This window comes from Streptomyces sp. NPDC101132, from assembly GCF_044759225.1.
GTDB lineage: Bacteria > Actinomycetota > Actinomycetes > Streptomycetales > Streptomycetaceae > Streptomyces.
This window is the reverse complement of sequence record NZ_JBIVYX010000023.1, coordinates 32,780-57,813: the sequence shown is the minus strand read 5'-3', so window position 1 is coordinate 57,813 and position 25,034 is coordinate 32,780. Positions and strand designations below refer to the sequence as shown.

General features: G+C 73.8%; 21 protein-coding genes and 2 tRNA genes. 21 read left to right on the top strand and 2 right to left on the bottom strand.

Annotated features, from left to right (window positions below; genetic code table 11):
• Positions 1-282 precede the first annotated feature (282 nt).
• Together ACIQUR_RS34165 and ACIQUR_RS34160 are read left to right on the top strand one after the other, a co-directional pair.
• A complete protein-coding gene (locus ACIQUR_RS34165; protein ID WP_403673093.1) occupies positions 283-1,260 on the top strand; it encodes a glycosyltransferase family 2 protein in 978 nt (325 codons plus the stop codon).
• Entirely contained in the window at positions 1,257-1,697 is a 441-nt protein-coding gene (locus tag ACIQUR_RS34160; RefSeq protein WP_403673091.1) for a GtrA family protein, read from the top strand. Before ACIQUR_RS34165 ends, ACIQUR_RS34160 begins: the two co-directional genes overlap by 4 nt.
• Here ACIQUR_RS34160 and ACIQUR_RS34155 read toward each other — a convergent pair.
• Positions 1,675-3,726, bottom strand: a complete 2,052-nt coding sequence (locus ACIQUR_RS34155; RefSeq protein ID WP_403673090.1) for a hypothetical protein — start codon at positions 3,724-3,726, stop codon at positions 1,675-1,677. The two genes, ACIQUR_RS34160 and ACIQUR_RS34155, sit on opposite strands and share 23 nt — an antisense overlap.
• A gap of 355 nt (positions 3,727-4,081) precedes the next feature.
• On the opposite strand from ACIQUR_RS34155, the gene proB reads away from it, so the two are divergent.
• The 5 genes from proB (at position 4,082) to ACIQUR_RS34130 (ending at position 9,057) form a co-directional block, all read left to right on the top strand.
• The gene (gene proB / locus ACIQUR_RS34150; RefSeq protein ID WP_403673095.1) at positions 4,082-5,188 is read left to right on the top strand and encodes a glutamate 5-kinase; all 1,107 of its coding nucleotides are present in this window, start codon (positions 4,082-4,084) and stop codon (positions 5,186-5,188) included.
• Between the two features lie 111 nt (positions 5,189-5,299).
• Positions 5,300-5,710 carry a hypothetical protein gene (locus tag ACIQUR_RS34145; protein WP_403673088.1) on the top strand — a complete coding sequence of 137 codons (411 nt, stop codon included), beginning with the start codon at positions 5,300-5,302 and terminating at the stop codon, positions 5,708-5,710.
• Positions 5,711-5,896: 186 nt separating this feature from the next.
• Entirely contained in the window at positions 5,897-7,162 is a 1,266-nt protein-coding gene (locus ACIQUR_RS34140) for a glutamate-5-semialdehyde dehydrogenase (RefSeq protein ID WP_403673086.1), read from the top strand.
• 77 nt (positions 7,163-7,239) lie between these two features.
• Positions 7,240-7,848, top strand: coding sequence for a hypothetical protein (locus ACIQUR_RS34135; protein WP_403673084.1), 609 nt, complete (start codon positions 7,240-7,242; stop codon positions 7,846-7,848).
• A gap of 93 nt (positions 7,849-7,941) precedes the next feature.
• The gene (locus ACIQUR_RS34130; RefSeq protein ID WP_403673082.1) at positions 7,942-9,057 is read left to right on the top strand and encodes a hypothetical protein; all 1,116 of its coding nucleotides are present in this window, start codon (positions 7,942-7,944) and stop codon (positions 9,055-9,057) included.
• Here the strand turns inward: ACIQUR_RS34130 and ACIQUR_RS34125 are convergent.
• Complete coding sequence (locus tag ACIQUR_RS34125) at positions 9,054-10,157, bottom strand: M48 family metallopeptidase (RefSeq protein ID WP_403673081.1); 1,104 nt, start codon at positions 10,155-10,157, stop codon at positions 9,054-9,056. The genes ACIQUR_RS34130 and ACIQUR_RS34125 overlap by 4 nt on opposite strands.
• Positions 10,158-10,279: 122 nt before the next feature.
• Between ACIQUR_RS34125 and ACIQUR_RS34120 the strand changes: the two genes are divergently transcribed.
• The 14 genes from ACIQUR_RS34120 to ACIQUR_RS34055 all read left to right on the top strand — a co-directional run bounded on the left by ACIQUR_RS34120 (position 10,280) and on the right by ACIQUR_RS34055 (position 24,902).
• Positions 10,280-10,447 (top strand): hypothetical protein, encoded by a 168-nt coding sequence (locus ACIQUR_RS34120; RefSeq protein ID WP_399956930.1) that lies wholly within the window; start codon positions 10,280-10,282, stop codon positions 10,445-10,447.
• A gap of 80 nt (positions 10,448-10,527) precedes the next feature.
• Positions 10,528-11,145 carry a nicotinate-nucleotide adenylyltransferase gene (nadD, locus tag ACIQUR_RS34115; RefSeq protein ID WP_399956927.1) on the top strand — a complete coding sequence of 206 codons (618 nt, stop codon included), beginning with the start codon at positions 10,528-10,530 and terminating at the stop codon, positions 11,143-11,145.
• A 24-nt stretch (positions 11,146-11,169) separates the two neighbouring features.
• Positions 11,170-12,993 (top strand): LCP family protein, encoded by a 1,824-nt coding sequence (locus ACIQUR_RS34110; protein WP_403673079.1) that lies wholly within the window; start codon positions 11,170-11,172, stop codon positions 12,991-12,993.
• Between the two features lie 154 nt (positions 12,994-13,147).
• Positions 13,148-13,594 carry a ribosome silencing factor gene (gene rsfS / locus ACIQUR_RS34105; protein WP_399956921.1) on the top strand — a complete coding sequence of 149 codons (447 nt, stop codon included), beginning with the start codon at positions 13,148-13,150 and terminating at the stop codon, positions 13,592-13,594.
• Positions 13,591-14,238 (top strand): histidine phosphatase family protein, encoded by a 648-nt coding sequence (locus ACIQUR_RS34100; RefSeq protein WP_399956962.1) that lies wholly within the window; start codon positions 13,591-13,593, stop codon positions 14,236-14,238. The genes rsfS and ACIQUR_RS34100 overlap by 4 nt, the downstream gene beginning before the upstream one ends.
• 218 nt (positions 14,239-14,456) lie before the next feature.
• Positions 14,457-14,529: transfer RNA gene (locus tag ACIQUR_RS34095), tRNA-Ala, on the top strand.
• Between the two features lie 182 nt (positions 14,530-14,711).
• Complete coding sequence (locus tag ACIQUR_RS34090; RefSeq protein WP_219665244.1) at positions 14,712-14,945, top strand: hypothetical protein; 234 nt, start codon at positions 14,712-14,714, stop codon at positions 14,943-14,945.
• Positions 14,946-15,118: 173 nt separating this feature from the next.
• Positions 15,119-15,191 (top strand) — tRNA-Ala (locus ACIQUR_RS34085).
• A gap of 271 nt (positions 15,192-15,462) precedes the next feature.
• Positions 15,463-18,327 (top strand): leucine--tRNA ligase, encoded by a 2,865-nt coding sequence (leuS, locus tag ACIQUR_RS34080; protein ID WP_403673077.1) that lies wholly within the window; start codon positions 15,463-15,465, stop codon positions 18,325-18,327.
• Positions 18,328-18,500: 173 nt separating this feature from the next.
• Complete coding sequence (locus ACIQUR_RS34075) at positions 18,501-19,310, top strand: hypothetical protein (RefSeq protein ID WP_403673075.1); 810 nt, start codon at positions 18,501-18,503, stop codon at positions 19,308-19,310.
• Between the two features lie 182 nt (positions 19,311-19,492).
• Positions 19,493-20,338 (top strand): DegV family protein, encoded by an 846-nt coding sequence (locus tag ACIQUR_RS34070; protein WP_403673073.1) that lies wholly within the window; start codon positions 19,493-19,495, stop codon positions 20,336-20,338.
• A 109-nt stretch (positions 20,339-20,447) separates the two neighbouring features.
• Positions 20,448-21,392 carry a helix-hairpin-helix domain-containing protein gene (locus ACIQUR_RS34065; RefSeq protein WP_403673071.1) on the top strand — a complete coding sequence of 315 codons (945 nt, stop codon included), beginning with the start codon at positions 20,448-20,450 and terminating at the stop codon, positions 21,390-21,392.
• Positions 21,389-24,046, top strand: coding sequence for a ComEC/Rec2 family competence protein (locus ACIQUR_RS34060; protein WP_403673069.1), 2,658 nt, complete (start codon positions 21,389-21,391; stop codon positions 24,044-24,046). Before ACIQUR_RS34065 ends, ACIQUR_RS34060 begins: the two co-directional genes overlap by 4 nt.
• Positions 24,021-24,902: a YceI family protein gene (locus ACIQUR_RS34055; protein WP_403673067.1), complete on the top strand. Its 882-nt coding sequence runs from the start codon at positions 24,021-24,023 to the stop codon at positions 24,900-24,902. Before ACIQUR_RS34060 ends, ACIQUR_RS34055 begins: the two co-directional genes overlap by 26 nt.
• Positions 24,903-25,034: the final 132 nt, after the last annotated feature.

Genomic DNA, 25,034 nt, shown 5'->3' with positions numbered 1-25,034 from the left:
CACGACCTCGACCCCGTGAAGGGTCTGGTCCAGGACGGACTTCACCGCCGTCGGCAGACGCTCTGCGTCGTTGTAGACGATGACGACCACGGAGACGTCAGGCACTGGCACCTCAATCCACTTGTGTTCTCATTGCGCCCGTCAAAACTACCGTGTGTTCCACTCAACGGAGGCAAGCGACCGGTCGGTGTGGGCCCGGCGTGCATACTTCTTAACGGAGAGGTGAGCGTCGGGTTCCGCCGGCGGCGACCACCCGGTTCGGACCCGCAGCAGGAAGTGTTCATGACCAAGCTGTCCGTAGTCGTTCCCTGTTACAACGAAGAAGCGGTCATCGACAGCTTCGACTCCGAGATCCGCCGGGTGCTCGACGGGCTGCCCGTGGAGTACGAGGTCTGTTACGTCGACGACGGTTCCCGGGACGGCACCCTCGGCAAGCTCCGCGCCATCGCGGCCAAGCACGGCGACCAGACCCGGTACGTCTCCTTCAGCCGCAACTTCGGCAAGGAGGCCGGCATGCTCGCCGGCCTGCGCGAGGCCACCGGCGACGCCGTGGTGATCATGGACGCCGACCTCCAACACCCGCCGGAGCTGATCGGCAAGATGCTCGACCTCTACGGTCTGGGCCACGACCAGATCATCGCCCGCCGCAACCGCGAGGGCGACAAGAAGGTCCGCAGCGCCCTCAGCCGCCTCTACTACCGGGCGGTCAACAGCTGGGTCGACGTCGAGCTCACCGACGGCGTCGGCGACTTCCGCCTCCTCTCCCGCCAGGCCGTCGACGCGCTCCTCGCGCTGCCCGAGTACAACCGCTTCTCCAAGGGCCTGTTCTCCTGGATCGGCTTCGACACGATCACGTTCGACTACCAGAACGCGCAGCGCGAGGCCGGCGAGACCAAGTGGAAGTTCGCGTCGCTGCTGAACTACGCCATGGACGGCCTGATCTCCTTCAACAACCGTCCGCTCCGCCTCGCCATCTGGACCGGCGGCGCGCTCACCGCCCTCGGCGCGCTCTACACCCTGTGGATCGTGATCGCGGCCCTGGCCGGCGGCATCGAGACCCCCGGTTACGTCACCCTCGTCGCGATCATCGTGGGCCTCGGCGGCGTGCAGATGACGATGCTCGGCCTGATCGGCGAGTACATCGGCCGCATCTACTACGAGACCAAGCGCCGCCCGCACTTCCTGGTCAAGGAGTCGCACGGTGCCGACACCCGCACGGGTGAGCCGGTGCCGGTCACCGCGGAGCGGGACGGCCGATGAAGGCCCAGCTCGGCCAGATCCTCCGGTTCGGCCTGGTGGGCGGGGTCAACACCGGCACCTTCTACGGCATCTACCTGCTGCTCCACCCGTGGATGCCGTACTTCGCCGCGTACACCGGCGCCTTCCTGCTCAGCATGGTCGGCTCGTTCTTCATGAACACGTACTTCACGTACCGCACCAGGCCGACCTGGAAGAAGTTCCTGCTCTTCCCGCTGACGCAGGTCACCAACTACGTCGTCCAGTCCGCCGGGCTCTTCGCGCTCGTAGCCTGGGCCGGCATGGACTCCAAGATCGCGCCGCTCGCGGCAGCCGTGATCGCGATCCCCTTCACCTACCTGATCGCCCAGCGCATCCTCGTGAGCCGCAAGGCCCCCGAGGCGGCCGGCGGCGAGGCGGAGGCCACCGCTGCCGCCGTCACGTCCGCCCCGAAGGGCTGACCGGGCCCGGCGCGCGGCCCGCCCCCGGACCGGGGACCGCCGCGCGCCGCGCCCGCCGTTCCCGGTGCCGCTCCGCCTCCTCGCCCAGGGCGAGAGCCGCCCGGCGGAAGCGCACCGCCGACGACGGCCGGTCGGGCCCCAGCAGGTGCTCGCGCAGCTCGGCGCGGGCCGCCCGCAGCGGGTCCTCCGCCGGGTCCCGTACGGACTCCAGCAGCGCCGCCACGCCCGCCGCGTCCGGGCCCAGCACCCATGCCGCGCGCGCCGTCGGGAAGGCCGCCCGGAACTCCGCCTCGCCCAGGTGCCCGGTGTTCACCACCGCGTACGGCTTCCCGCTCGCCAGGTAGTCCGACACCACGCTGGACACGTCGCCGACCAGCAGGTCCGCCGCGTTGAAGCACGCGTACAGGCCCGGCCGCGGGCCCGTGACCACCTGGTGCGCGCCCTCCGGCTGCGCCGCCCAGTACGCCGCCTCCCAGGCCGCCGTCGCCTCCTCGACCGCCAGCGCGCGGTCGGCCACCGGCGCCCCCTGGAGCCGCATCCGCTCCGCCGCGTCCGCGTCCGGCGGGAGCCCCGCCGCCGTCAGCGCGTCCAGCACCGCCGTACGCCGGGCCAGCTCGGCCCCCGCCCCGGGCGCCGGCCGCCGCGCACCGCCGTACGCCGCCCCGGCCGCCCGTACGAGCGCCCGGATCCGTGCGTCGGCGGCCGCGGCCCGCGGGTCCACCGAGCCCGTCATCGGGTGCGGCCGGTACAGCAGCCGCACGCGCGGGTCCGCCAGCAGCTCCCCGACCAGCCGCTCCCCGGCCAGGACCAGCGAGGTGCCGCCGGGGTCCCCGGTCCAGCCCTCCCAGGTCGGCGCGTACAGGACGGTGAGCCGGCCGTCGGCCGGCGGTCCCCCGTACGGGTGGACCGCCTCCAGCTGCGGGCGGCCGATCTCCACCACGTCCCGGTCGTCCACGCCCACCTCGGCCCGCGCGTACCGCTCGCGGGCGGCCGGGCCCGCCACCCACACCTGGTCGTACGCCTTCGCATAGGGGTTGCAGCTGGACGGCTTGTCGCTCTCCCCGTGGTTGACGAAGGCGTGCTTGATGGTGGGGATGCGCAGCACCTGGGAGGTCTTCCCGGAGTTCGCCGGATGGATCAGCACCCGCAGCGTCGAGTGCTCCAGCCGCATCAGGTGCTCGACCCGCGGCAGGCAGACCACCGGCAGGTCCGTGGGCGCAAGCAGCCGCAGCATGAACCGCTCCCGCAGCACCACCACCGGGCGGCCGCCGAGCGCCGCGAGCGGCCCCAGCCACATGTCCGCCTGGTAGGCGGAGGCCGTCCCGCCCGAGAAGTACAGGCCCACCGTCGGCCGGTACTCGGCCAGCCAGCGGTCGAACCAGGCCAGCACCTCCGCCTCGCCCGCCGGCCGCCGCGACGGCAGCAGGTGCAGCGACAGCTCCAGCAGCGCGGTCGCCGCCAGCCCCAGCGACACGGCGATCCCGGCCGCCGCGAAGTGCGGCACCCCGGTGCCGGCGGCGACCAGCAGCCCGGCCGTGGACGGCAGGCCGCACCAGAGCATCCGCGGCCCCGAGCGGCGCAGCAGCAGGGCCGGGGGAGCGGGCGGCAGCCGCAGACCGGCGGTGTCGACGTTCCGGGTCAGCACGGGCAGCGCCCGGGACCGCCGGACCAGCGCCGCCGCGCCGAGGCTCGCGAAGTGCAGCCCGTAGAACATCAGCAGCCCGAACACCACCGGCAGCGAGGCCGCGCTCCCGTGCCCCCGCCCCGTCGCCAGCAGCCCCGCGACCAGCAGGAAGTCCCGCAGCACCTGCCGCACCGGCACGTCGGCCCGCAGCCGCGCCAGCACCTCGGCCACCTGCCCCTGCCAGCGGTGCAGCCCCAGCTCCGCGGCCAGCCCGCACACCGTCGCCACCGCCAGCAGCCCGGCGTCCGGGGCCAGCGCGCCCACCACCTGGACCCCGAAGGACGCGGCGAGCAGGGCCGGGACGACCGCCCGGGCGAACGGGCGGAGGGTGCGCAGCGGGTTCACGGCCGGGGCTCCAAGCAGTCGGGTGACGCGGAGGGGGCTCGCTGGTCAACGCCGGGGCGACGGGCCGGGCAATGGGCCGCCACCGGATTCACGCGAACGGGACGGCCGCCCGAGCGCCTGTCCGGAGACTGGCGCACGCACCCGCCCGCCGGCCGCGCACGCTCCCGCCCGCCGGCCGCGCACGCTCCCGCCCGCCGGACCGGGCGGCGCCCTCCGGCGGGCCTGTCCCACGCAGCGGGACGCGGGCGCGGGCCCGCCGGAGCACCCCGTAAATTTGGGGGAGGAGCATCCGGAACCGGGCGAACGCATAGGGGTCAGGGACGTGTCAGGGGCAAGTCAGGGTGGACGGCAGAGCGTGGTCGACGCCCGCAGGATCGTGGTCAAGGTCGGCTCCTCCTCCCTGACCACCGCCTCCGGAGGCCTCGACGCCGACCGCGTGGACGCCCTCGTCGACGTACTGGCCAAGGCCCGCAGCGGCGGCGAGAAGGAGATCGTGCTGGTCTCCAGCGGTGCCATCGCCGCCGGCCTCTCCCCGCTCGGCCTGCGCCGCCGCCCCAAGGACCTGGCCCGCCAGCAGGCGGCCGCCAGCGTCGGCCAGGGCCTGCTGGTCGCCCGGTACACCGCCTCCTTCGCGCGCTACGGCGTCCGCGTCGGCCAGGTGCTGCTCACCAGCGACGACACCAGCCGCCGCGCCCACTACCGCAACGCCTACCGGACGCTGGACCAGCTGCTGGCCATGGGCGCCCTGCCGGTGGTCAACGAGAACGACACCGTCGCCACCGACGAGATCCGCTTCGGCGACAACGACCGGCTGGCCGCCCTCGTGGCCCACCTGGTCCGCGCCGACCTGCTGGTCCTGCTCTCGGACGTCGACGGCCTGTACGACGGCGACCCCGCGCAGCCCGGCACCTCCCGCATCGACGAGGTGCGCGGCCCGGAGGACATCGCCCACGTGTCCATCGGCAGCGCCGGCAAGGCGGGCGTCGGCACCGGCGGCATGGTCACCAAGGTCGAGGCGGCCAGGATCGCCGCAGCCGCGGGCATCCCGGTGGTCCTCACCTCCGCGAGCCAGGCCGCCGACGCGCTCGCCGGCCGGGTCACCGGCACGTACTTCCACGAGACCGGCCGCCGCTCCGCCGACCGGCTGCTCTGGCTCCAGCACGCCTCCACGCCCCAGGGCCACCTCACGCTGGACGCGGGCGCCGTCGAGGCCGTCACCGAGCGCGGCAGCTCGCTGCTGCCGGCCGGCATCGCCGCCGTCGAGGGCGAGTTCGTCGCCGGCGACCCGGTGGAACTGCGCGACACCGACGGCCGGGCCGTCGCGCGCGGACTGGTCAACTTCGACGCCAAGGAGCTGCCCCGCCTGCTGGGCCGCTCCACGAAGGAGCTGGCCAGGGAGCTCGGTCCCGAGTACGAGCGCGAGGTCGTCCACCGCGACGACCTGGTGCTCCTGCACCGGTGATGGGCTCGATCCGGTAAAACCGTCGCACGGGGGGCCGCGGACTGGTCAACTTTGTTGGCGGGGGACGTACGGGGGACAGCAGCAGACCGACGCAGAACCAGGAGGCCGCCGGTGAGACGAGCGCGCGCCGAGCGAGCGCTGACGAGCGTCGAGACGGGCGAGGGAGCCGGGCCCGCCGAGGTCTCCCGGCTCTGGCACGTCACGCTGAGCGTCTCGGGGGCCCCGGCGCCCCTTGCGGAGGTCCGCCGGGGCCTGGAGCAGCTGGCGCACGACCACCCCTTCCTGCTGACCAGCCGGTACGCCGCCGACCACGCGGAGATCCGGTACTGGGAGGAGGCCCGGGACCTGCACGACGCGGCCGCCGTCGCCCTGCGGCTCTGGGGCGAGCACCGCTCCACCGCGAAGCTCCCGCCCTGGGAGATCGTGGGCCTGGAGGTCATCGACCGCGCCACGTACCACCAGCGCGTCGCCGAGGGCTACGGACCGCCCCCGGCCTCTCCCGTGGGCGTCCACCCGTACTAGGCCGGAGTCCCTCCGCACCGGGCCATGCCCGCCCGACCCGGGACACCGCCCGGGCCGGGTCCGCGCCGCCGCCGTACGGGTGCCCGGCGGCGGCACCGTACGGATCCGGCCGGCGCACCGCGAGACCCCGTCTCGGGGGGTGAAATCGCCGCCCGCGGCCCCGCACCAGGGGATTACCCTGCACCCATGACCTCGCTCAGCCCCGTCCTCGCAACCGCCACCCGCGCCCGTACCGCCGCCGCCGAGATCGCCCCGCTCCCGCGGTCCGCCAAGGACACCGCGCTGCACGCGATCGCCGACGCCCTGGAGGCCCGTACGGCCGAGATCGTCGAGGCCAACGCCGTCGACATCGCCAAGGCCCGCGAGGCCGGCACCAGCGAGACCGTCATCGACCGCCTCACCCTGACCCCCGAGCGCGTCCGGGCCATCGCCGCCGACGTCCGCGACGTCGCGGCCCTGCCCGACCCGGTCGGCGAGGTCGTCCGCGGCTCCACGCTCCCCAACGGCATCGACCTGCGCCAGATCCGCGTCCCCCTCGGCGTGGTCGGCATCATCTACGAGGCCCGCCCCAACGTCACCGTCGACGCCGCCGCCCTCTGCCTGAAGTCCGGCAACGCCGTGCTGCTGCGCGGCTCCTCCTCCGCCTACGCCTCCAACACGGCCCTCGTCGCCATCCTGCGCGACGCCGTCGAGGCCGCCGGCATCCCCGCCGACGCCATCCAGCTCGTGCCCGGCGAGTCCCGCGACTCCGTCCGCGAGCTGATGCGCGCCCGCGGCCTCGTCGACGTCCTCATCCCGCGCGGCGGCGCCTCCCTCATCAAGACGGTCGTGGAGGAGTCCACCGTGCCGGTCATCGAGACGGGCACCGGCAACTGCCACGTCTACGTCGACGCGCAGGCGGACATCGACATGGCCGTGGACATCCTGGTCAACTCCAAGGCCCAGCGCCCCTCCGTCTGCAACGCCGCGGAGACCCTCCTCGTGCACCGCGACATCGCCGCCGCCTTCCTGCCCCGCGCCCTCGACGCGCTCGCCGACGCCGGCGTGACCGTGCACGGCGACCCCGAGGTCCTCGGCCACGCGGGCGACAGCAAGGTCACCGCCGTCCCCGCCACCGACGAGGACTGGGCGGCCGAGTACCTCTCGTACGACATCGCCGCGGCCGTCGTGGACTCCCTGGACGCGGCCGTCGGCCACATCCGCCGCTGGACCTCCGGCCACACCGAGGCGATCGTCACCACCTCGCAGGCCGCGGCGCGCCGCTTCACCCAGCTGGTCGACTCCACCACCGTCGCCGTGAACGCCTCCACCCGCTTCACCGACGGTGGCCAGTTCGGCTTCGGCGCGGAGATCGGCATCTCCACGCAGAAGCTGCACGCCCGGGGCCCGATGGGCCTGCCGGAGCTGACCTCCACGAAGTACATCGTCACCGGCGACGGTCACGTGCGGTAACCACCGGGCGACCTCCGAGTGGCCGATTCTCGGCCGACTCCCTGCCCAAAAGAGCCCCCCAGGTCTAGTCTGGTCCCGTGCCGGACGACGTGGGGGGCCTTCCGTTCCCGGACGACGGGGAGCCCGACGACGACCGCGGAGGCGCGGACCAGGACTTCGCCTCCGTGGTGTTCGACGAGGACTTCGTCCGGAGCGCCGAGATCCATGAACCGACCGCCGCCGAGCGGCTGCTCGCCGCCGCCCAGGCGCGCGCCCAGGCCGAGGAGGCCCGCGCCATCGCGGCCGCCAGGGCCGCGGAGGACGACGGCTGCGAGAGCTACGACGGCTACCTCGACCGGTTCGGCTACGGCTACAGCCCCGACGGCGAGCCCTACGGCTTCGGGCCCGAATACTCGTACGGCTACGGCTACGGCGGCCCGTACGGCACCTACGGCGGCGCCCTGCGCCCCTACCGCGGCCGCGCCCGCTGGCACCGCCCGGTCGCCTGGATGCTCGCCCTCGTGATGGGCGTCGGCATGGTGGCCCTGGCCTTCACCGCCGTGTACAAGGCGGCCGCCTCGGACCGCGAGCAGACGCCCCCGCCCGCCTCCACGGGAGCCGACACCGGCGGAGCGCCGGCCGGCTTCCGCAGCGGCGGCCTCCAGCCGGAAAGTCCCGGCCACGCGGGCGTTTACCTTCCCCGGTAGCGACCAACCCTGAAAGTACGACCCCTCAGCACGAGCGGTGCACACGAGCACCCCGAGGGGGCTTCTCTATTGCGGGGACAGCGGGGAGAAGCGATGGCCGTGCCAGGAGATCCACCGGACGGCGCCCCCGACGGCATCGGCGGGGACGACGAGTACCGCTCCGTGGTGTTCGACGAGGACTTCGTACGGGCCGCCAGGCTCCAGGAGTTCTCCGCCCAGGAGCGGATGGGCGAGCACGCCCGCGCGGTGCGCACGCGCTCCGCGTGGGGCGGTGGCGCCGGTTCGCGCACGCGCAGGCCCCGCCAGGGGCTGGTCCTGCTGATGCTGGTGGCCTTCGCCTTCAGCGCGGCCGTCTACATGGGCCTGCGCCACCCTTACGTCCCCCCGCCCTCGGCCTACACCGACCCGCTGACCAGCACCGTGGTGCCGCTCACGCCCCGGGGGGCCGTCCCGGGCGGGCGGCCCGCCGAGCTCTACGCGGCGAGTCCGGCGGACCGGTACCGGGTGGGGGCGGCCGGGATCACCCTGCCGGCCGTGCGGCGCACGCAGCACTTCACCGACACCCAGGTCGTCACCGCCCTCACCACGGTGAAGGACTACCTGGTCCAGTCGGGCCTCGACCCGGACGTGCTGTCCGGCGCCGCCGCCCGCCCGGTGCGGCTGCTGCTCGACCCCGACCAGCAGCAGCAGTTCGACGACAGCCTCGCCAGGCCCGCGCCGGACGGCCGGCACGCGGCCACCGGCTGGCTGGTCCGCTTCGACCCCGCCACCGCCGCCGTGGCCGACTCCCGGATCCGCGTGACCGGCACGATGGCCTACGCCGAGGCCGGTCCGGACGTCCTGGAGGTCGTCACCGACCACACCTTCGTCTACGCCGTCCGGCGGGCCGGCGCCGGGCCCGCCGACGCCTCCCTGTTCACCGTCCGCCGCGAGTTGCGGCTGCGCTTCGACCGCGAGGACCTGGAGGGCCGCCGCGCCGAGCTGCTGGATGCCTACGTCACGGCCGGCCCCCAGGACTGCGCGGCCGACCCTTCGGCCGCCTTCAAGCCGCTGCTGGCGGGCCAGCGGCCGGCCGGGTCCGGGCCGGTGGCCACCGACCCGTACGACACCGGGCACCCGCACCGTACGGCCGGACTGTGCGGCGTACTGGCCACCGCACCGCACCGCCCGCCACCGCCTCCCCGGGGACCGGGGCCTAGGGGGGCCTAGGAGTCCGTTCCCTTGCCGCCGCGCTCGCCGTCCGAGGTGCCGCCGGTGCCCTCGGAGGTGCCGTCCCGGCCTTCCGCCGGCCGGCCCGCGAACCTGTCGCGGAGCCTGCCGCCCACGTCGCCCACGCCCCCCGCGAGGTCGCCGACCAGCTTCATCAGCGGGTCCTTGCTGGTCCGCACCGACTCCGCGTAGTGCGAGGCCGACTGGCGGAACGAGTCCGAGACCGAGGTGTCCTTGTCGTCCTCGCGCTTCGGGTAGTGCCCGTCCATGATCCGCTGGTGGTCGCGGCTCTCCGCCCACTTCTTCAGCTCGGCGGCCCGCACCGTCGTGAACGGGTGGGTGCGCGGCAGCATGTTGAGGATCTTCAGCACCGAGTCCCGCAGGTCGCCGGCCGCCTCGTACTCGTCGGCCTGCGCCAGGAACGCGTCCACGTTCATCTCGTGCAGGTGGTGGCCGCCCGCCAGCTTCATCAGGCCCCGCATCGAGGCCTGGAGGTCCTGTCCCACCAGCAGTCCGGCCCGGTCGGCCGACAGCTCGGACTTGCGGAACCACTCGCGGAGCCCGGTCACGAGGGCCATCACCGTGATGTTGCCCAGCGGGATCCAGGCCACCCGCATCGCCAGGTTCGTCAGGAACAGCAGGATCGTGCGGTACACCGCGTGCCCCGACAGGGCGTGGCCCACCTCGTGGCCGACGACCGCCCGCATCTCCTCCTCGTCCAGCAGCTCCACCAGGGAGGTGGACACGACGATGATCGGCTCGTCGAGGCCGATGCACATCGCGTTCGGGTTCGGGTCCTGCTGCACGTACATCTGGGGGACCTTCTCCAGGTCCAGGATGTAACACGCGTCCAGCAGCATCCGGTGCAGGTGCGGGAACTGCGTCTCGCCCACCCGCACCGTGTCGGACAGGAACAGCAGCCGCAGGCTCCGCTCCGGCAGCAGCCCGCTCAGCGCCTTGAAGACGGTGTCGAAACCGCTCAGCTTCCGCAGCGCCACCAGCGCCGAGCGGTCGGCCGGATGCTCGTACGCGCGTGACGAGATGCCCGGGAAACGCCTCCGGTCACGCGCCGGAAGCTTCTCGAACCCGGTGTCGCTCATCGCTCTTCCCCCTCGGTCGGACCTGCCACTGCCCCCTCAACGCATGAGTCGGCGTGAGCGTGCCCGGGGCGCCCGCTTACGATGTGGGCGACGTCTCAGCCCACACGATAGGTACCTGCCTGATGAGCCTCCTGAGCACCGCCCACGACCTGGTCGTCCTCGCCTCCGAAGGCGGCGAGCAGCACGGCGGCAACCACGACAGCCTCAACCCGTACCTGACCGGCGGCGGCGCCCTCTTCATCCTGCTGCTGATGCTGTGGGTCACCACCCGCCTGAACCGCGACCGCTGAGCCGCGGACACCTGGGTCGCGCCCTCGGGCCGACACCACCGAGTCGGGGCCGCTCCACCGGGCCAGTAGGCTCTGCACGCATGGGAGAGCAGGAAATGCCTACCGGTCCGGTCAAGCGCCGACTCGGAGTGATGGGCGGGACGTTCGATCCGGTCCACCACGGACACCTCGTGGCCGCCAGTGAGGTGGCCGCGCTGTTCCACCTCGACGAGGTGGTCTTCGTGCCGACCGGCGAGCCGTGGCAGAAGTCGCAGCGGGCGGTCTCGCCCGCCGAGGACCGCTACCTGATGACCGTCATCGCCACGGCCTCGAACCCGCAGTTCTCGGTCAGCCGCATCGACATCGACCGCGGCGGGCCGACGTACACCATCGACACCCTGCGGGACCTGCGCGCCCTCAACACGGACGCGGACCTCTTCTTCATCACCGGCGCCGACGCGCTCGCGCAGATCCTCACGTGGCGCGACGCCGAGGAGCTCTTCTCGCTGGCCCATTTCATCGGCGTCACGCGACCCGGCCACATACTGACCGACGACGGTCTGCCCGAGGGGAAGGTCTCGCTGGTGGAAGTCCCCGCCCTCGCGATCTCCTCCACGGACTGCCGTCAGCGGGTGGCCGCCGGCGATCCCGTCTGGTACCTGGTGCCGGACGGCGTGGTGCGCTACATCGACAAGCGTGAGCTGTACCGGGGCGCCTGAGGTTCCGGAGAGAGAGGGGCACCGGTGAACGACCGCCAGGACCCGTACGGCCGGTACGACGGGTACTCCGAGGACCCGGGACCGGAACAGCAGCTCATCGGCTACGACGCCTACGGGCAGCCGGTGTACGGACCGGTGGCCCCCGCGCCCGGGCAGCAGTACGAGGCGTACGGGTACGGCTACGACGCGTACGGCCGCCCCACGGCGCCCCCGCAGCAGCCGGCCCAGGACTACGACGCGTACGGCGCGCCGACCGGCCAGTACCCCGCGCAGGGGTACGCGTACGACACCGGCACCGGCCAGTACCCGGTCGCCGACCCCGCCTCCACCGGCCAGTACCCCGTCGCGGACCCGGCCTCCACCGGCCAGTACCCCGCGTACGACACGGGCCAGTACCCGGCCTACGGCCAGGGCGGGCAGACCGGCCGGGCCCCGGCGGCGGAGGCGGCCGCGTCCACCGGGCAGTTCCCGGCGGTGGACACCACCGCGCAGTGGATCCCGCAGCAGGCGCCCGCGCCCGAGGCGGCCCCCGAGCCCCCCGCGGGCTCCCCGGAGGCGCCCCAGGTGCCCGGGCAGCGCCGGGAGGCCCCCGACTACCGCACCGAGCAGTTCGCCTTCCTGGAGGAGCCCGACGAGGACTCCGAGGACGTCATCGACTGGCTCAAGTTCACCGAGAGCCGCACCGAGCGCCGCGAGGAGGCCAAACGCCGGGGCCGCAACCGCGTCGTCGTCCTCATCGTCGCCCTCGCCCTCTTCGTCGTCGGCGGCCTCGGCTACCTCTGGTACGCCGGCAAGCTCCCGTTCCTCGGCGACGCGCCCGGCAGCAACGGGGCCGCGGTCACCGGCCCCCAGAAGCGCGACATGATCGTCGTACACCTGCACGACCTCAAGGGCGGCACCTCCACCGCCATCCTCGTGGACAACGTCACCGCCAAGCGCGGCGCCACCGTCCTCCTGCCCAACGCCACCGCCGTCACCTCCGACGACGGCACCGGCACCACCCTCGGCAAGTCCGTGGACGAGGACGGCCTCGGCGGCACCCGGGAGTCCCTGGACACCCTCCTCGGCACCCGCATCGAGGGCACCTGGCGGCTGGACACCCCGTACCTGGAGCTGCTGGTCGACAACCTCGGCGGCATCGAGGTCGACACCGACACCGCCGTGCCGGCCGACGCCAAGGCCAAGACCCCGGCCGTCGGCAAGGGCCAGAAGCAGAGCCTCAGCGGCGCCATGGCGGTCGCCTACGCCACGTACCGCGCGCCCGGCGAGCCGGAGACCAGGCAGCTGGAGCGGTTCGGCACGGTGCTCTACGGCACGCTGCGCAAGATCCCCGGCGACGAGCAGTCCGCCACCGTCGCCGTCGAGACCCTCGCCCAGATCATGGACCCGTCCCTCACCGAGAAGGACCTCGGCTCCTCGCTCGCCAAGATCGGCGAGCACGCGAAGGTCGGGGACTACACGACGAAGGTCGTGCCGGTGAAGGAGGACGGCAGCCTGACCGACGCCGCGGTGAACTCCGTGGTCAAGGAGCTGCTCGGCGGCGCGTTCAAGGCTCCGGCCGCCAACGCCGCCCCGCGGGTGGGCCTGAAGGACGCCTCCGGGAACGCCAAGACCCTCACGGACGCCCGCGCGGCCCTGGTCAACGGCGGCTACACCTTCGTCGACGGCGGCAAGGCTGACGCCACGCGGGAGACCACCCAGGTCACCTACGCCGACGACGCCCAGAAGGCGAAGGCCCTGGAGGTCGCCAAGACCCTCGGGCTGAAGGAGACCGCCGTGAAGAAGGCCCCGGCGGCCGTCAACGCGGACGTCGTGGTCCTGCTCGGAACGGATTTCAAGAAGCCCTGAGCAGGCACGGGACACATCCGGCGCCCGGGCCCCGAGGGGGGTCCGGGCCCGCGCCGAGCAGCCGGGACGACCGGCCGGGCGGTTATTCGCGAGCGGCGTCGGCGGTACATGAGACCCTTGAAGGGATTTGCCACCCGACCCGAAAGCATGGCCAGTGACCGCCACGGACCGCTCCATCGAGCTCATCAACGTCGCCGCCCAGGCGGCTGCGGACAAGCTCGCGCACGACATCATCGCCTACGACGTCAGCGACGTGCTGTCGATCACCGATGCCTTCCTGCTCGCCTCCGCGCCGAGCGACCGCCAGGTCAAGTCGATCGTCGACGAGATCGAGGAGAAGCTCCTCAAGGAGCTCGGCGCCAAGCCGGTCCGCCGTGAGGGCGACCGCGACGCGCGCTGGATCCTGCTCGACTACGTCGACATCGTCGTGCACGTGCAGCACAGCGAGGAGCGGGTCTTCTACGCGCTGGAGCGCCTGTGGAAGGACTGCCCCGAGATCGAGCTGCCCGAGGACGCCAAGCAGACCAAGGGCAAGGCCGAGGAGCACGCCAAGCTGCGCGAGGCGCAGGGTGACGACGACCTGGACGGTGATCTGTTCTGAGCACTCCCAAGACCGGCCGCAAGATCGTCCTGTGGCGGCACGGCCAGACCTCGTGGAACCTGGAGCGCCGCTTCCAGGGTTCCACGGACATCGAGCTGACCGAGACCGGCGTGGCCCAGGCCCGCCGGGCCGCCCGGCTGCTCGCCTCGCTGAAGCCGGACGCCATCGTGGCCTCCGACCTCAAGCGGGCGGCGGCGACGGCCGCCGAGCTCGCCGCCGTCACCGGCCTGGCCGTGTCCCACGACGCGGACCTGCGGGAGACGTACGCCGGTGAGTGGCAGGGCCTGACGCACGACGAGATCCTCGCGAAGTACGGCGAGCAGTACGCGGCGTGGAAGCGCGGCGAGCCCGTCCGGCGCGGCGGCGGCGAACTGGAGACCGAGGTCGCCGACCGCGCGGCCCCGGTGGTGCTCCGGCACGCCGCCCAGCTGGGCGAGAGCGGCACGCTGGTCGTGGTCAGCCACGGCGGGACGATCCGCACGACCATCGGCCGCCTGCTCGGCTGGGAGTCGTACTACTGGGAGAGCCTCGGCGGGCTCTCCAACTGCTGCTGGTCGGTCCTGGGCGAGGGCGCGCGCGGCTGGCGCCTGCTGGAGCACAACGCGGGCACGCTGCCCGAGCCCGTGCTCGGCGACGACGACTGACCCGACGGCCCGGCCTCCGGGGGCGCCTGGAGCGGAGCTCCCGGTGGCCCCGGCCGGCCGCCGGCCCGCCCCCGGCCCACCTCGCGGAAGGCCTGGTGGGGGCCTCGTGGGGGCCGTTCGGACCCGGATTTCGTTTCTGGGGGATCGCAGGCTAGAGTTCTTCTTGTCCGCAGCGGAGAGCACCGGAAACGGAGCGAAGAAGCGGCGGGACACGGCAAGGGGCTATAGCTCAGTTGGTAGAGCGCTTGCATGGCATGCAAGAGGTCAGGAGTTCAATTCTCCTTAGCTCCACAATCAGGATCCCGTCCCCAACAGGGGGCGGGATCCTTGCTTTTGTACCCCTGCACCCGGCGACGGGGACCGGGCCTCCGGACCGACCGGACATTCGGGGCTGACCAGCCGCGTGACGGCATGGCAGAATCGGACGGCCGGAGGGGGAGACGACGGCCCGAACGGGAGGGAGTCGCTGACGGATGGGTGCACACCGGCGGCGGTGCGACTGGTGCGACAACGGAACGCCGATCGTCCGGGACATGGACCCGGTCAATCCCGACTACCAGTACTGGTGCGAGGAATGCGCGCGGGCGCTGATCATAAAAGGCGACCCCATCGAGACCTACCGCGAGCTGGAGGGGGAGCCGATCTACGGCCGCCTGCTCGACGAGCACTGCACCCTGAAGCGCTTCTACTCGTTCGCCAGAGCGTGACCGGCCTGGCCGACAGGGTGCGAAAAAGGGACATACGCTCCCAAGTGGTGCATCTCCTGGCTCCACCGGAAACCCGTTTTTGGACTGGGGCCAGGACCGTGTAATGTTTGGGACGTCGCCAAGGGGAACGGCAAGGGAAACCGGCCGGGAAGCAAGGCGGCGAAGCAGGGCAAGGGGCTATAGCTCAGTTGGTAGAGCGCTTGCATGGCATGCAAGAGGTCAGGAGTTCAATTCTCCTTAGCTCCACAGTGAAGAAGCGGGCCACCCGGATCGGGTGGCCCGCTTCTCGTTCTGTGGTCGGTCGTGCGGCCGTCGTAACGGCTGCGGTACCCTGACGCCATGCGTGCCGTACGCCTTCTGCTTACCGAGCCGCGCTGAACAGCCCCGACCGGTGGGGCCGTCCCGGATGGACGGCGACCAGGTCGGCCTCGGCGCGGCGTCCCCTCCTGTGCGAGGGGTTTTTTCGTTTGGTGGTGCGGAACCCACGGCAGAGACGATCGATGGAGCTTCAAGGATCATGAGCGAGACGAATTCCCCGGCCCCCGAGGCGGCCGAGGCGCACCGTTACACGGCCGCCCTGGCTGCCGACATCGAGGCACGCTGGCAGGACGCCTGGGACGCCCAGGGGACCTACGAGGCCCCGAACCCCACCGGCGACCTCGCGGGGGACCCGGCGGTCGTCGCGCGGCCCAAGAAGTTCATCATGGACATGTTCCCGTACCCCTCGGGCGCCGGCCTGCACGTCGGCCACCCCCTGGGCTACATCGCCACCGACGTGTTCGCCCGCCACCAGCGCATGACCGGGCACAACGTCCTGCACACGCTGGGCTTCGACGCCTTCGGCCTGCCCGCCGAGCAGTACGCGGTGCAGACCGGCACGCACCCGCGCGTCTCCACCGAGGCGAACATCGAGAACATGAAGAAGCAGCTGCGCCGGCTGGGCCTGGGCCACGACAAGCGCCGCTCCTTCGCCACGATCGACCCGGACTACTACAAGTGGACGCAGTGGATCTTCCTGCAGATCTACAACTCCTGGTACGACGCCGACGCGAAGAAGGCCCGCCCGATCGACGAGCTGGTCGCCGAGTTCGAGGCCGGCACGCGTGAGGTCCCCGGGGGCCGGGCCTGGTCCGAGCTGACCGCCGCCGAGCGTTCCGACGTCCTGGGCGGCCACCGCCTGGCCTACTCCTCCGACGCGCCGGTCAACTGGTGCCCCGGGCTGGGCACCGTACTGGCCAACGAGGAGGTCACCGCCGACGGCCGGTCCGAGCGCGGCAACTTCCCGGTCTTCAAGGCCCGCCTGAGCCAGTGGAACATGCGCATCACCGCCTACGCGGACCGCCTGCTGGACGACCTGGACGAGCTGGACTGGCCCGAGGCCATCAAGCTGCAGCAGCGCAACTGGATCGGCCGCTCCGAGGGCGCCCGCGTCGACTTCGCGCTGGGCGACCGGGCCGTGACCGTCTTCACCACCCGCCCCGACACCCTGTTCGGCGCCACGTACATGGTGCTGGCGCCCGAGCACCCGCTGGTCGAGGAGTTCGTCCCGGCCGCCTGGCCCGAGGGCACCAAGGAGAAGTGGACCGGCGGGCACGCCACCCCGGCCGAGGCCGTCGCCGCCTACCGCGCCTTCTCCGCTGCCAAGTCCGACGTCGAGCGCCAGGCCGACGCCAAGGAGAAGACCGGCGTCTTCACCGGCGAGTTCGCGGTCAACCCGGTCAGCGGCGAGCAGGTCCCCGTCTTCATCGCCGACTACGTCCTGATGGGCTACGGCACCGGCGCCATCATGGCCGTCCCCGCCCACGACGCCCGCGACTTCGAGTTCGCCCGCGCGTTCGACCTGCCGATGCGCTGCGTCGTGCAGCCCTCGGACGACCGCGGCACCGACCCGGCCGCCTGGGACGACGCCTTCGTCTCGCACGACGCGAAGCTGGTCAACTCCACCGGCGCCGGGATCTCCCTGGACGGCCTGGGCGTGGTGGAGGCCAAGGCCGCCATCACCGAGTGGCTGACCGAGCGCGGCATCGGCGAGGGCACCGTCAACTTCCGCCTGCGCGACTGGCTGTTCAGCCGCCAGCGCTACTGGGGCGAGCCCTTCCCGATCGTCTACGACGAGGACGGCGTCGCGCACGCCCTGCCCGAGTCGATGCTGCCGCTGGAGCTGCCGGAGGTCGACGACTACTCGCCGCGCACCTTCGAGCCGGACGACGCCGCCTCCAAGCCGGAGACGCCGCTGTCGCGCGCCCAGGACTGGGTGCACGTCGAGCTGGACCTGGGCGACGGCCCGAAGTCCTACCGGCGCGAGACCAACACCATGCCGAACTGGGCCGGCTCCTGCTGGTACGAGCTGCGCTACCTGGACCCGAACAACACCGCGGCCCTGGTGGACCCCGAGATCGAGCAGTACTGGATGGGCCCGCGCGAGGGCGCCCCGCACGGCGGCGTCGACCTGTACGTCGGCGGAGCCGAGCACGCGGTGCTGCACCTGCTGTACGCCCGCTTCTGGTCCAAGGTGCTGTTCGACCTGGGGCACGTCTCCTCGGCCGAGCCGTTCCACAAGCTGTTCAACCAGGGCATGATCCAGGCCTACGCCTACACGGACGAGCGCGGCGTGTACGTGCCGGCGGCCGAGGTCGAGGAGCGCGACGGCGGGTACTTCCACGAGGGCCGGCCGGTCAAGCGCGAGCACGGCAAGATGGGCAAGTCCCTGAAGAACGCCGTCACCCCGGACGAGATCTGCACCGAGTACGGCGCCGACACGCTGCGCCTGTACGAGATGGCGATGGGCCCGCTGGACGTCTCCCGGCCGTGGGACACCCGCGCCGTGGTCGGCCAGTACCGGCTGCTGCAGCGGCTGTGGCGCAACATCGTCGACGAGGAGACGGGCGCCGTCACGGTCGTCGACGGCGAGCCGGACGAGGCCACGCTGCGCGCCCTGCACAAGGCGATCGACGGGGCCGGCGGCGACCTGGCCGGGCTGCGCTTCAACACCGCCATCGCCAAGATCACCGAGCTGAACAACTTCCTGACGAAGGCGGGCCGGCCGCTGGAGCGGACGGTCGCCGAGCGGCTGGTCCTGCTGATCGCGCCGCTGGCCCCGCACATCGCCGAGGAGCTGTGGCACCGGCTGGGCCACACGGAGTCGGTCGTCCACCAGGACTTCCCGGTGGCCGACCCGGCGTACGTCGTGGACGAGAGCGTGACCTGCGTCGTGCAGATCAAGGGCAAGGTCAAGGCGCGCCTGGAGGTGCCGCCGTCGATCTCCGACGACGAGCTGGAGAAGCTGGCGCTGGCCGACGACGCGGTCGTGGCGGCCCTGGGCGGCGCGGAGATCCGCAAGGTGATCGTGCGCGCGCCGAAGCTGGTGAACGTCGTCGTCTGAGCCCGGAAGGGCTGACGGCGGGCACCTCAGGGTGATCCCGTACGGGCAGGTTGGGGGTTCGATTGGAACCCTCGGCCTGCCCGTTCCGTTTACCGTGGAGTTGACGGCAGTACCGGCGGCGCCGGCGGTGCCGCGCCCGGTACCGGCAGCACGGCAGGGGAAGGGACTCTCTGATGGAGGCCGCGTTGATCATCTTCGTTCTGTTGGTGTTCCTCGCCTTCGTGGGTCTGGGGGCGTACGCCACGGTCAAGGCGGTCGGTGCGGCCAAGCGGGGCGTGGACCGTACGCTGACGCAGGCCCGCCGCACCGTCGAGGACACCACCCTGCGGGCCAAGAGCCTGGGCGGCGTCGGTGTCGTGGGGTCCCTGGCCCAGCTGCGGCTGGAGCTGCGCTCGTCGATGCGGGCCACGCAGACGGCACTGCACGAGGGGGTCAGGCAGGACGGCTCGCTGTCGGAGTCGATCGCGCTCTTCGAGCGGCTCAGCGCCCACGGGTACGAGCTGGACGGCGAGCTGCGGCGGCTGGAGCAGGAGCCGGACAAGGCGAAGATCGCCGAGCGGCTGCCGCAGCTGCGGGAGCGCACCCGGAAGATCACCCAGTCCGCCGACTCCCTGCGCTGGGCCGCCCGTGACCGTGCCCGCCGGTTCGCCGACGACGACCTGACGAGCCTGACCGGCGAGATCGCCATGGAATCCGACGCCCTCCGCGACTGGTCGCGGGCGCCGTCCGCGTCGCCCTGGGGCGACGACCCGGCCGGTGCCGGGGGTGTGGGGTATCCGGGTGGCGCGGGGGCCGGCGCTGCGGGGGCTGGTGGTGGCGCCGGTGCGGGTGCGGGTGGTGCCGGTGCGGGTGCTGGTGCGGGGTCGGATGGGGCTTCTGCTTCGGCCTCGGCGGCGGCTCCCCAGCCGAAGCCGCTGGACGCTCCGGCCGCGGCGACGCCGTACCCCTGGCAGAAGCAGGCCCGGCCGGAGACCACGGCCTGACCGGAGGCGCCGGAGCCTGGGCGCCGTGGGGGGCGGGGGAGAGGGCAGGGGTGCGGGAGACCGTCCCCTAGGGGGTGCGGGTGACGCCGGCGAGCGCGTTGGCGGCCGCCGGGGTCGCCACGGCGCGGCCCCGTACGGGCCCCGGCTGCCGGGAGGCCACGCGGCCCGGTAACCTCCCGCTCATGTCCCGCCATGTCGCGATCGTCACCGATTCCACGGCCTACCTGCCCCCACCGGCGATGCGGCGCCACAACATCACCGCCGTCCCCCTGACGGTGGTCCTCGGCGACCAGGCCCTGGAAGAGGGTACGGAGATCTCCGCCCGCTCCCTCGCCCAGGCCCTCCAGAAGCGCCGCTCGGTGACGACCTCCCGGCCGAGTCCGGAGGAGTTCGTCCGGACCTATCGGGCGGCCGCCGACGCCGGAGCCACGGCCATCGTCTCGCTCCACCTCTCCGCCGAGTTCTCGGGCACGTACGACGCCGCGGTGCTCGCCGCCAAGACGGCGCCCGTGCCCGTCCGGGTCGTCGACACCGGCATGGTCGCGATGGCGCTCGGTTTCTGCGCGCTGGCCGCCGCCGAGGCCGCCGAGGCGGGCGGGTCCGTCGACGACGCCGTGGCCGCCGCCGAGAAGCGTGCCGCCGGGATGTCGGCCTTCTTCTACGTCGACACCCTCGACTACCTCCGCCGCGGCGGCCGCATCGGCGCCGCCCAGGCCCTGCTCGGCTCGGCGCTCGCGGTCAAGCCGCTCCTCCAGCTCGACGGCGGCCGCATCGAGATGCTGGAGAAGGTCCGCACCGCGTCCAAGGCCATCGCGCGCCTCGAAGAGCTGGCCGTGGAGCGCGCCGGCACCGGCAGCGTGGACATCGCGGTGCACCATCTCGCCGCGCCGGAGCGGGCCGAGAAGCTCGCGGCGCACCTGCGGGAACGCGTCCCGGCCCTCGGGGAGCTGCACGTCAGCGAGGTCGGGGCGGTCATCGGGGCGCACACCGGGCCGGGGCTGCTCGCCGCGGTGATCGCGCCCCGCTGAGCGGGGGCCTCACCCTTGTGGGTGGCGGAGTTGTCCACAACTGCGGGGATATCCACGGAAGTGCGGGCGTCCGGCGCACAACTTCCGTTTCTGGCTAACGTCTTGTGGCATGACTCTTCGAACGTCCGTAGCCACCACCGTTTCCCGTTCCACCAGCGGTCCCGGGCGCGCCCGGGGCTCCGACGGCCGCTCCCGGCGGCGCCGGGCCGCTGCCGTCGTCGACGCCGAGGCCGCCCGGCGCCGCGCCGAGGCGCTGTTCGGCGTGCCGGTCGCGCCCGGGGGTGCGGCGGGGCCGTCGCCGGGGGCCTTACCGCCGCCTGAGCTGCCGCCTGAGCCGGTGGCGGAGCCGGAGCCGGAGGCGGTGGCGGTGGCGGGTGAGCCCGTGGCGGCCCGGTCGGTGGGGGTCGGGGCGCGGCCGCTGCCGTGGCACGAGCGGGTGCGGGAGCGACTGCCGGTGTGGGTGCAGTTGCGGTGCGGGCTGGAGCCACGGGCCCTCGCCGCGGTCGCCGTGGTGCTCGTGGGGGCCGTGGGGTTCGCGGCCACGCAGTTGTGGTCCGGGCGGCCCGATGCCGTGGCGGCCCCCGAGATCACGGCGGTCGCCCCGCCCACGCCCCGGCCGGAGCCCTCCCGGGTCGTGGTCGACGTGTCGGGGAAGGTCCGGGTGCCGGGGGTGCGGCGGCTGCCCGCCGGGGCGCGGGTCGAGGACGCCCTCGCCGCTGCCGGGGGTGTGCGGCCCGGTGCGGACACCTCGGGGCTCAACCGCGCGCGGGTGCTGGTGGACGGCGAGCAGGTGCTGGTCGGCGTGACCGGCCCGGCGCCGGGCCCGGGTGCCGTCGCGGGCACCGGGGCGGCCGGGCCCGCCACGCCGGTCAGCCTCAGCACCGCCACCGTGGAGCAGCTCGACGGACTTCCGGGTGTCGGCCCCGTGCTGGCGCAGCACATCGTCGACTTCCGTACCGCGCGCGGCGGCTTCCGCTCGGTGGAGGACCTCCGCCAGGTGAACGGCATCGGGGAGCGCCGCTTCGCCGATCTGCGGGCCCTGGTGCGGCCGTGAGCGGCGCGGCGGTCCTGCCGGACGCGGAGCCGCGGGCGGGGGCCGGGGAGGCAGGGCGGGAGGGCCCGTTGGACCTCCGCCTGGTCGGGCCCGCCCTCGGGGCCTGGGGCGCGGCGGCCCTGGCGCTCGGGCTGCCGGGCGGATGGACGGCGCTCGGGGTGGCGGCCGCGCTCGTGCTGGGCGGTGTGCTGCTGGCCCGGGGCGCCGGGAGAGGGGTGGTGTGGCGGCTCGGGGGGACCGCGGCGGCCGGCGTGCTGCTGTGCGGGGCCGCGGGCGGTGCGGTCGCGGGGCTGCGGGTCGCCGAGGCGCGGGCGGGGCCGGTCCCGGAGCTGGCCCGCGGACACGTCCGGGTGGTGGCGGAGCTGACGGTCACCTCCGATCCCCGGCGGGCCGGGACCGGGCCGCCGTCCGTGCTGCTGGACGCGGAGCTGACCAGGGTGACCCGGGCCGACGGCACGGTGACCCGGACCGGTACGCCGGTGCTGGTCGTGGCCCGGCACGAGGGCTGGACCCGGTTGCTGCCCTCGACCCGGGTGCGGGCCGAGGTGCGGCTGGCGCCCGCGCGGGAGGCCGGGGAGCGGGCCGTGGCGGTGGCACGGGTGGGGCGGAGTGCCCCTCCGGAGCTGACCGGCGGACCGGACCGGCTCCAGCGTGCCGCCGGTGCGCTGCGGGCCGGGCTGCGCGAGGCCACGGACGGACTGGCGCCGGACGCGCGGGCCCTGCTGCCCGGACTGGTCGTCGGGGACACCTCCCGGGTGCCGCCGGACCTGCACGAGGCGTTCCGGGCCACCGACCTGGTCCACCTGCTCGCCGTGTCCGGCTCCAACCTCACGGTGGTGCTGTTCCTGCTCATCGGGCCGCCGGGCCGGGCGCTGCGGGCCGAGCGGGGCGGGCTGGCGCCCCGGCTGGGGCTGTCCCTGCGGGGCACCGCCCTCTGCGGTGCGGGGCTGACCCTCGCCTTCGTGGTGGTGTGCCGGCCGGACCCGAGCGTGCTGCGGGCCGCGGCCTGCGGGGCGGTGACGCTGCTCGCCCTCGGTACCGGGCGCCGCAGGTCGCTGGTCCCGGCGCTGGCCGCCGCGGTGCTGCTGCTGGTCCTCTGGGACCCGTGGCTGGCGCGCAGCCACGGGTTCCTGCTGTCCGTGCTGGCCACCGCGGCGCTGCTGGTGCTGGCTCCGCGGTGGAGCGCGGCGCTGCGGCGGCGCGGGGTGCCCGGCAGGCTCGCGGAGGTGCTGGCGGCGGCCGCGGCGGCCCAGGCCGTGTGCGCTCCGGTGGTGGTGGTGCTGGCCGCCCGGGTCAGTCTGGTGGCGGTGCCCTGCAACCTCCTGGCCGAGCTCGCGGCGGGGCCGGCGACCGTGCTGGGGTTCGCGGCGCTGGCGGCGGCTCCCGTGGCCATGCCGGTCGCGGAGGCGCTGGCCTGGTGTGCCGGGGTGCCCGCCGGGTGGATCGCCGGGGTGGCCCGGGCCGGTGCGGCGCTGCCGGGTGCCCAGGCCGGCTGGCCGGGCGGGGTGGCCGGCGGGCTGCTGCTGGCCCTGGTGACGCTGCCGGCCGTGTGGGTGGCCGGCCGGGTGCGGTGGCGGGGGTGGGCGGGGGTGCTGGGCGCGCTGGTCCTCGTCCTCGCGGTGCTGCGGCCGGTGCCGGTGACGCGGGTGCTCACCGGGTGGCCGCCGCCGGACTGGCGGTACGTGCAGTGCCCGGTGGGGCAGGGCGATGCCGGGGTCCTCGCCGTCGGGCCGGGTACGGCCGTGGTGGTCGACGCAGGACCGGAGCCGGGGCCGGTGGACCGCTGTCTGCGCGAGCTGTCCGTCACCCGGGTCCCGATGGTGCTGCTGACGCACTTCCACGCCGACCACGTGGGCGGGCTGGCCGGGGTGCTGCGGGGCCGGGCCGTCGGCGTCGTGCGGACCACGGCGTACGAGCAGCCCGGGGAGCAGGCCGCGTTCGTGCGGCGGACGGCCGCCGCGGCCGGGGTGCCGGTGGCCCGGGTGGGGGCGGGGGAGCGTGCGGGCGTGGGGGCGGTGCGGTGGGAGGTGCTGTGGCCGCCCGAGGGCGAGCCGCCGTCGGGGAGCCCCAACGACGCGAGCGTGGTGCTGCTGGTGCGGACCGGCGGTGTCAGCCTGCTGCTCCCGGGCGACCTCGAACCGGCCGCCCAGAGCGCGCTCCTGACCGCCCGTCCGGAGCTGGGGCCGGTGGACGTGCTGAAGGTCGCCCACCACGGCTCGGCGCACCAGGACCCCGCCCTGCTGGAGCGGCTGCGCCCGCGCCTGGCACTGGTCCCGGTGGGGGAGAACCGCTACGGCCACCCCGCTCCCGGCACGATGGCGGCCCTGCGGAGGTCCGGGGCGGCGGTCCTGCGGACCGACGAGGACGGGGCGGTGGCCGTGCTCGGGACGGGGCCGCGGCTCCGCGCGGTGGTCTCCGGGAACCGATGGGGTGTCAGGAGGCGTCCGCTACGGATGCGTGACGGAGGGGCGGGAACAGCAGCCGGTCACCGCGCCCTTACAAGGGGCGTCCGGTGCGGGCGAGGCCATACCGGGCGGCATCATTCTGTTTGCCCCACACCCGACAGCATGATCGAATGCCTCTTCGCCAGAAGGGCGTCAATCCATACAGCACGGGGGTGCTCCACACATGTTCGGTCGCCGACGGGGGCTTGAGACGGCCGGAAGTTCCAGTTCGACCCAGCTCGCGACGCTGGAGGTCCCGCCGTCCGCGGGGCTGCTCAGCGTCCGGGTGCTCGACCCGGGCCAACAGCCGGTCCGGCAGGCCGTCTTCGAGGTCACCGACCCGATAGGCCGCCGGGTCGTGACCGGCGAGAGCGATCCGTACGGCGGCTTCCTCGCCACCGTGCCGGAGGGCGAGTACCGGATCGCCGTCACCGCGGAGGGCTACGCGCCGTACCACGCGTCGACGCTGGTGGTGGCCGGCGGTCAGCCGGGACCCGGCGACATCGTGCTGGAGCCGGTGGACCCGCCGCTCCTGCCGGAGCCCGGGCACTGGGAGCTCGACCCCGGGCACTCGGCGGTCTGCTTCACGGCGGGCCACATCGGGCTGGCCAGGATCCGGGGCCGGTTCAACACGTTCGCCGGGGCGGTGCGCATCGCCGACCGCATGGAGAACTCCTCCATGCACGTGATCATCGACGCCGCGGGCATCGACACCGGGGTCCGGATGCGGGACGACCACCTGCGCTCCGCGGACTTCCTCGACGCGGCGCGCTACCCGACCATCGAGTTCTACAGCGAGCGGTTCATCCACCGGGGCGGCAGCCGCTGGGCGGTGGCGGGGGCGCTGACCCTGCACGGCGTGAGCCGTTCGGTGACCCTCGACACGGAGTACCTCGGCGTGGGCACGGGCATGGAGGGCGAGACCCGGGCCGCCTGCCGGGCGACGGCCGAACTCCACCGCGAGGACTTCACGCTGACCTGGCAGTCGATGCTGGCCCGCGGGATAGCGGCGGTCGGTTCCAGCGTCGCGGTGGACCTCGACGTCCAGATCGTCCGCAAGAACTGACCAGGCCGGGGGGGGGCGGGACCCGCCCCCCCCCCCCCCCCCGGCGCCCCCCCCCCCCCCGGCCCAACCGCGCGCCGCCCCTGCCCCCGCGCCGCGGGGCGGGGGGCGGGCCCGGGCGCGGACCCAACCCCC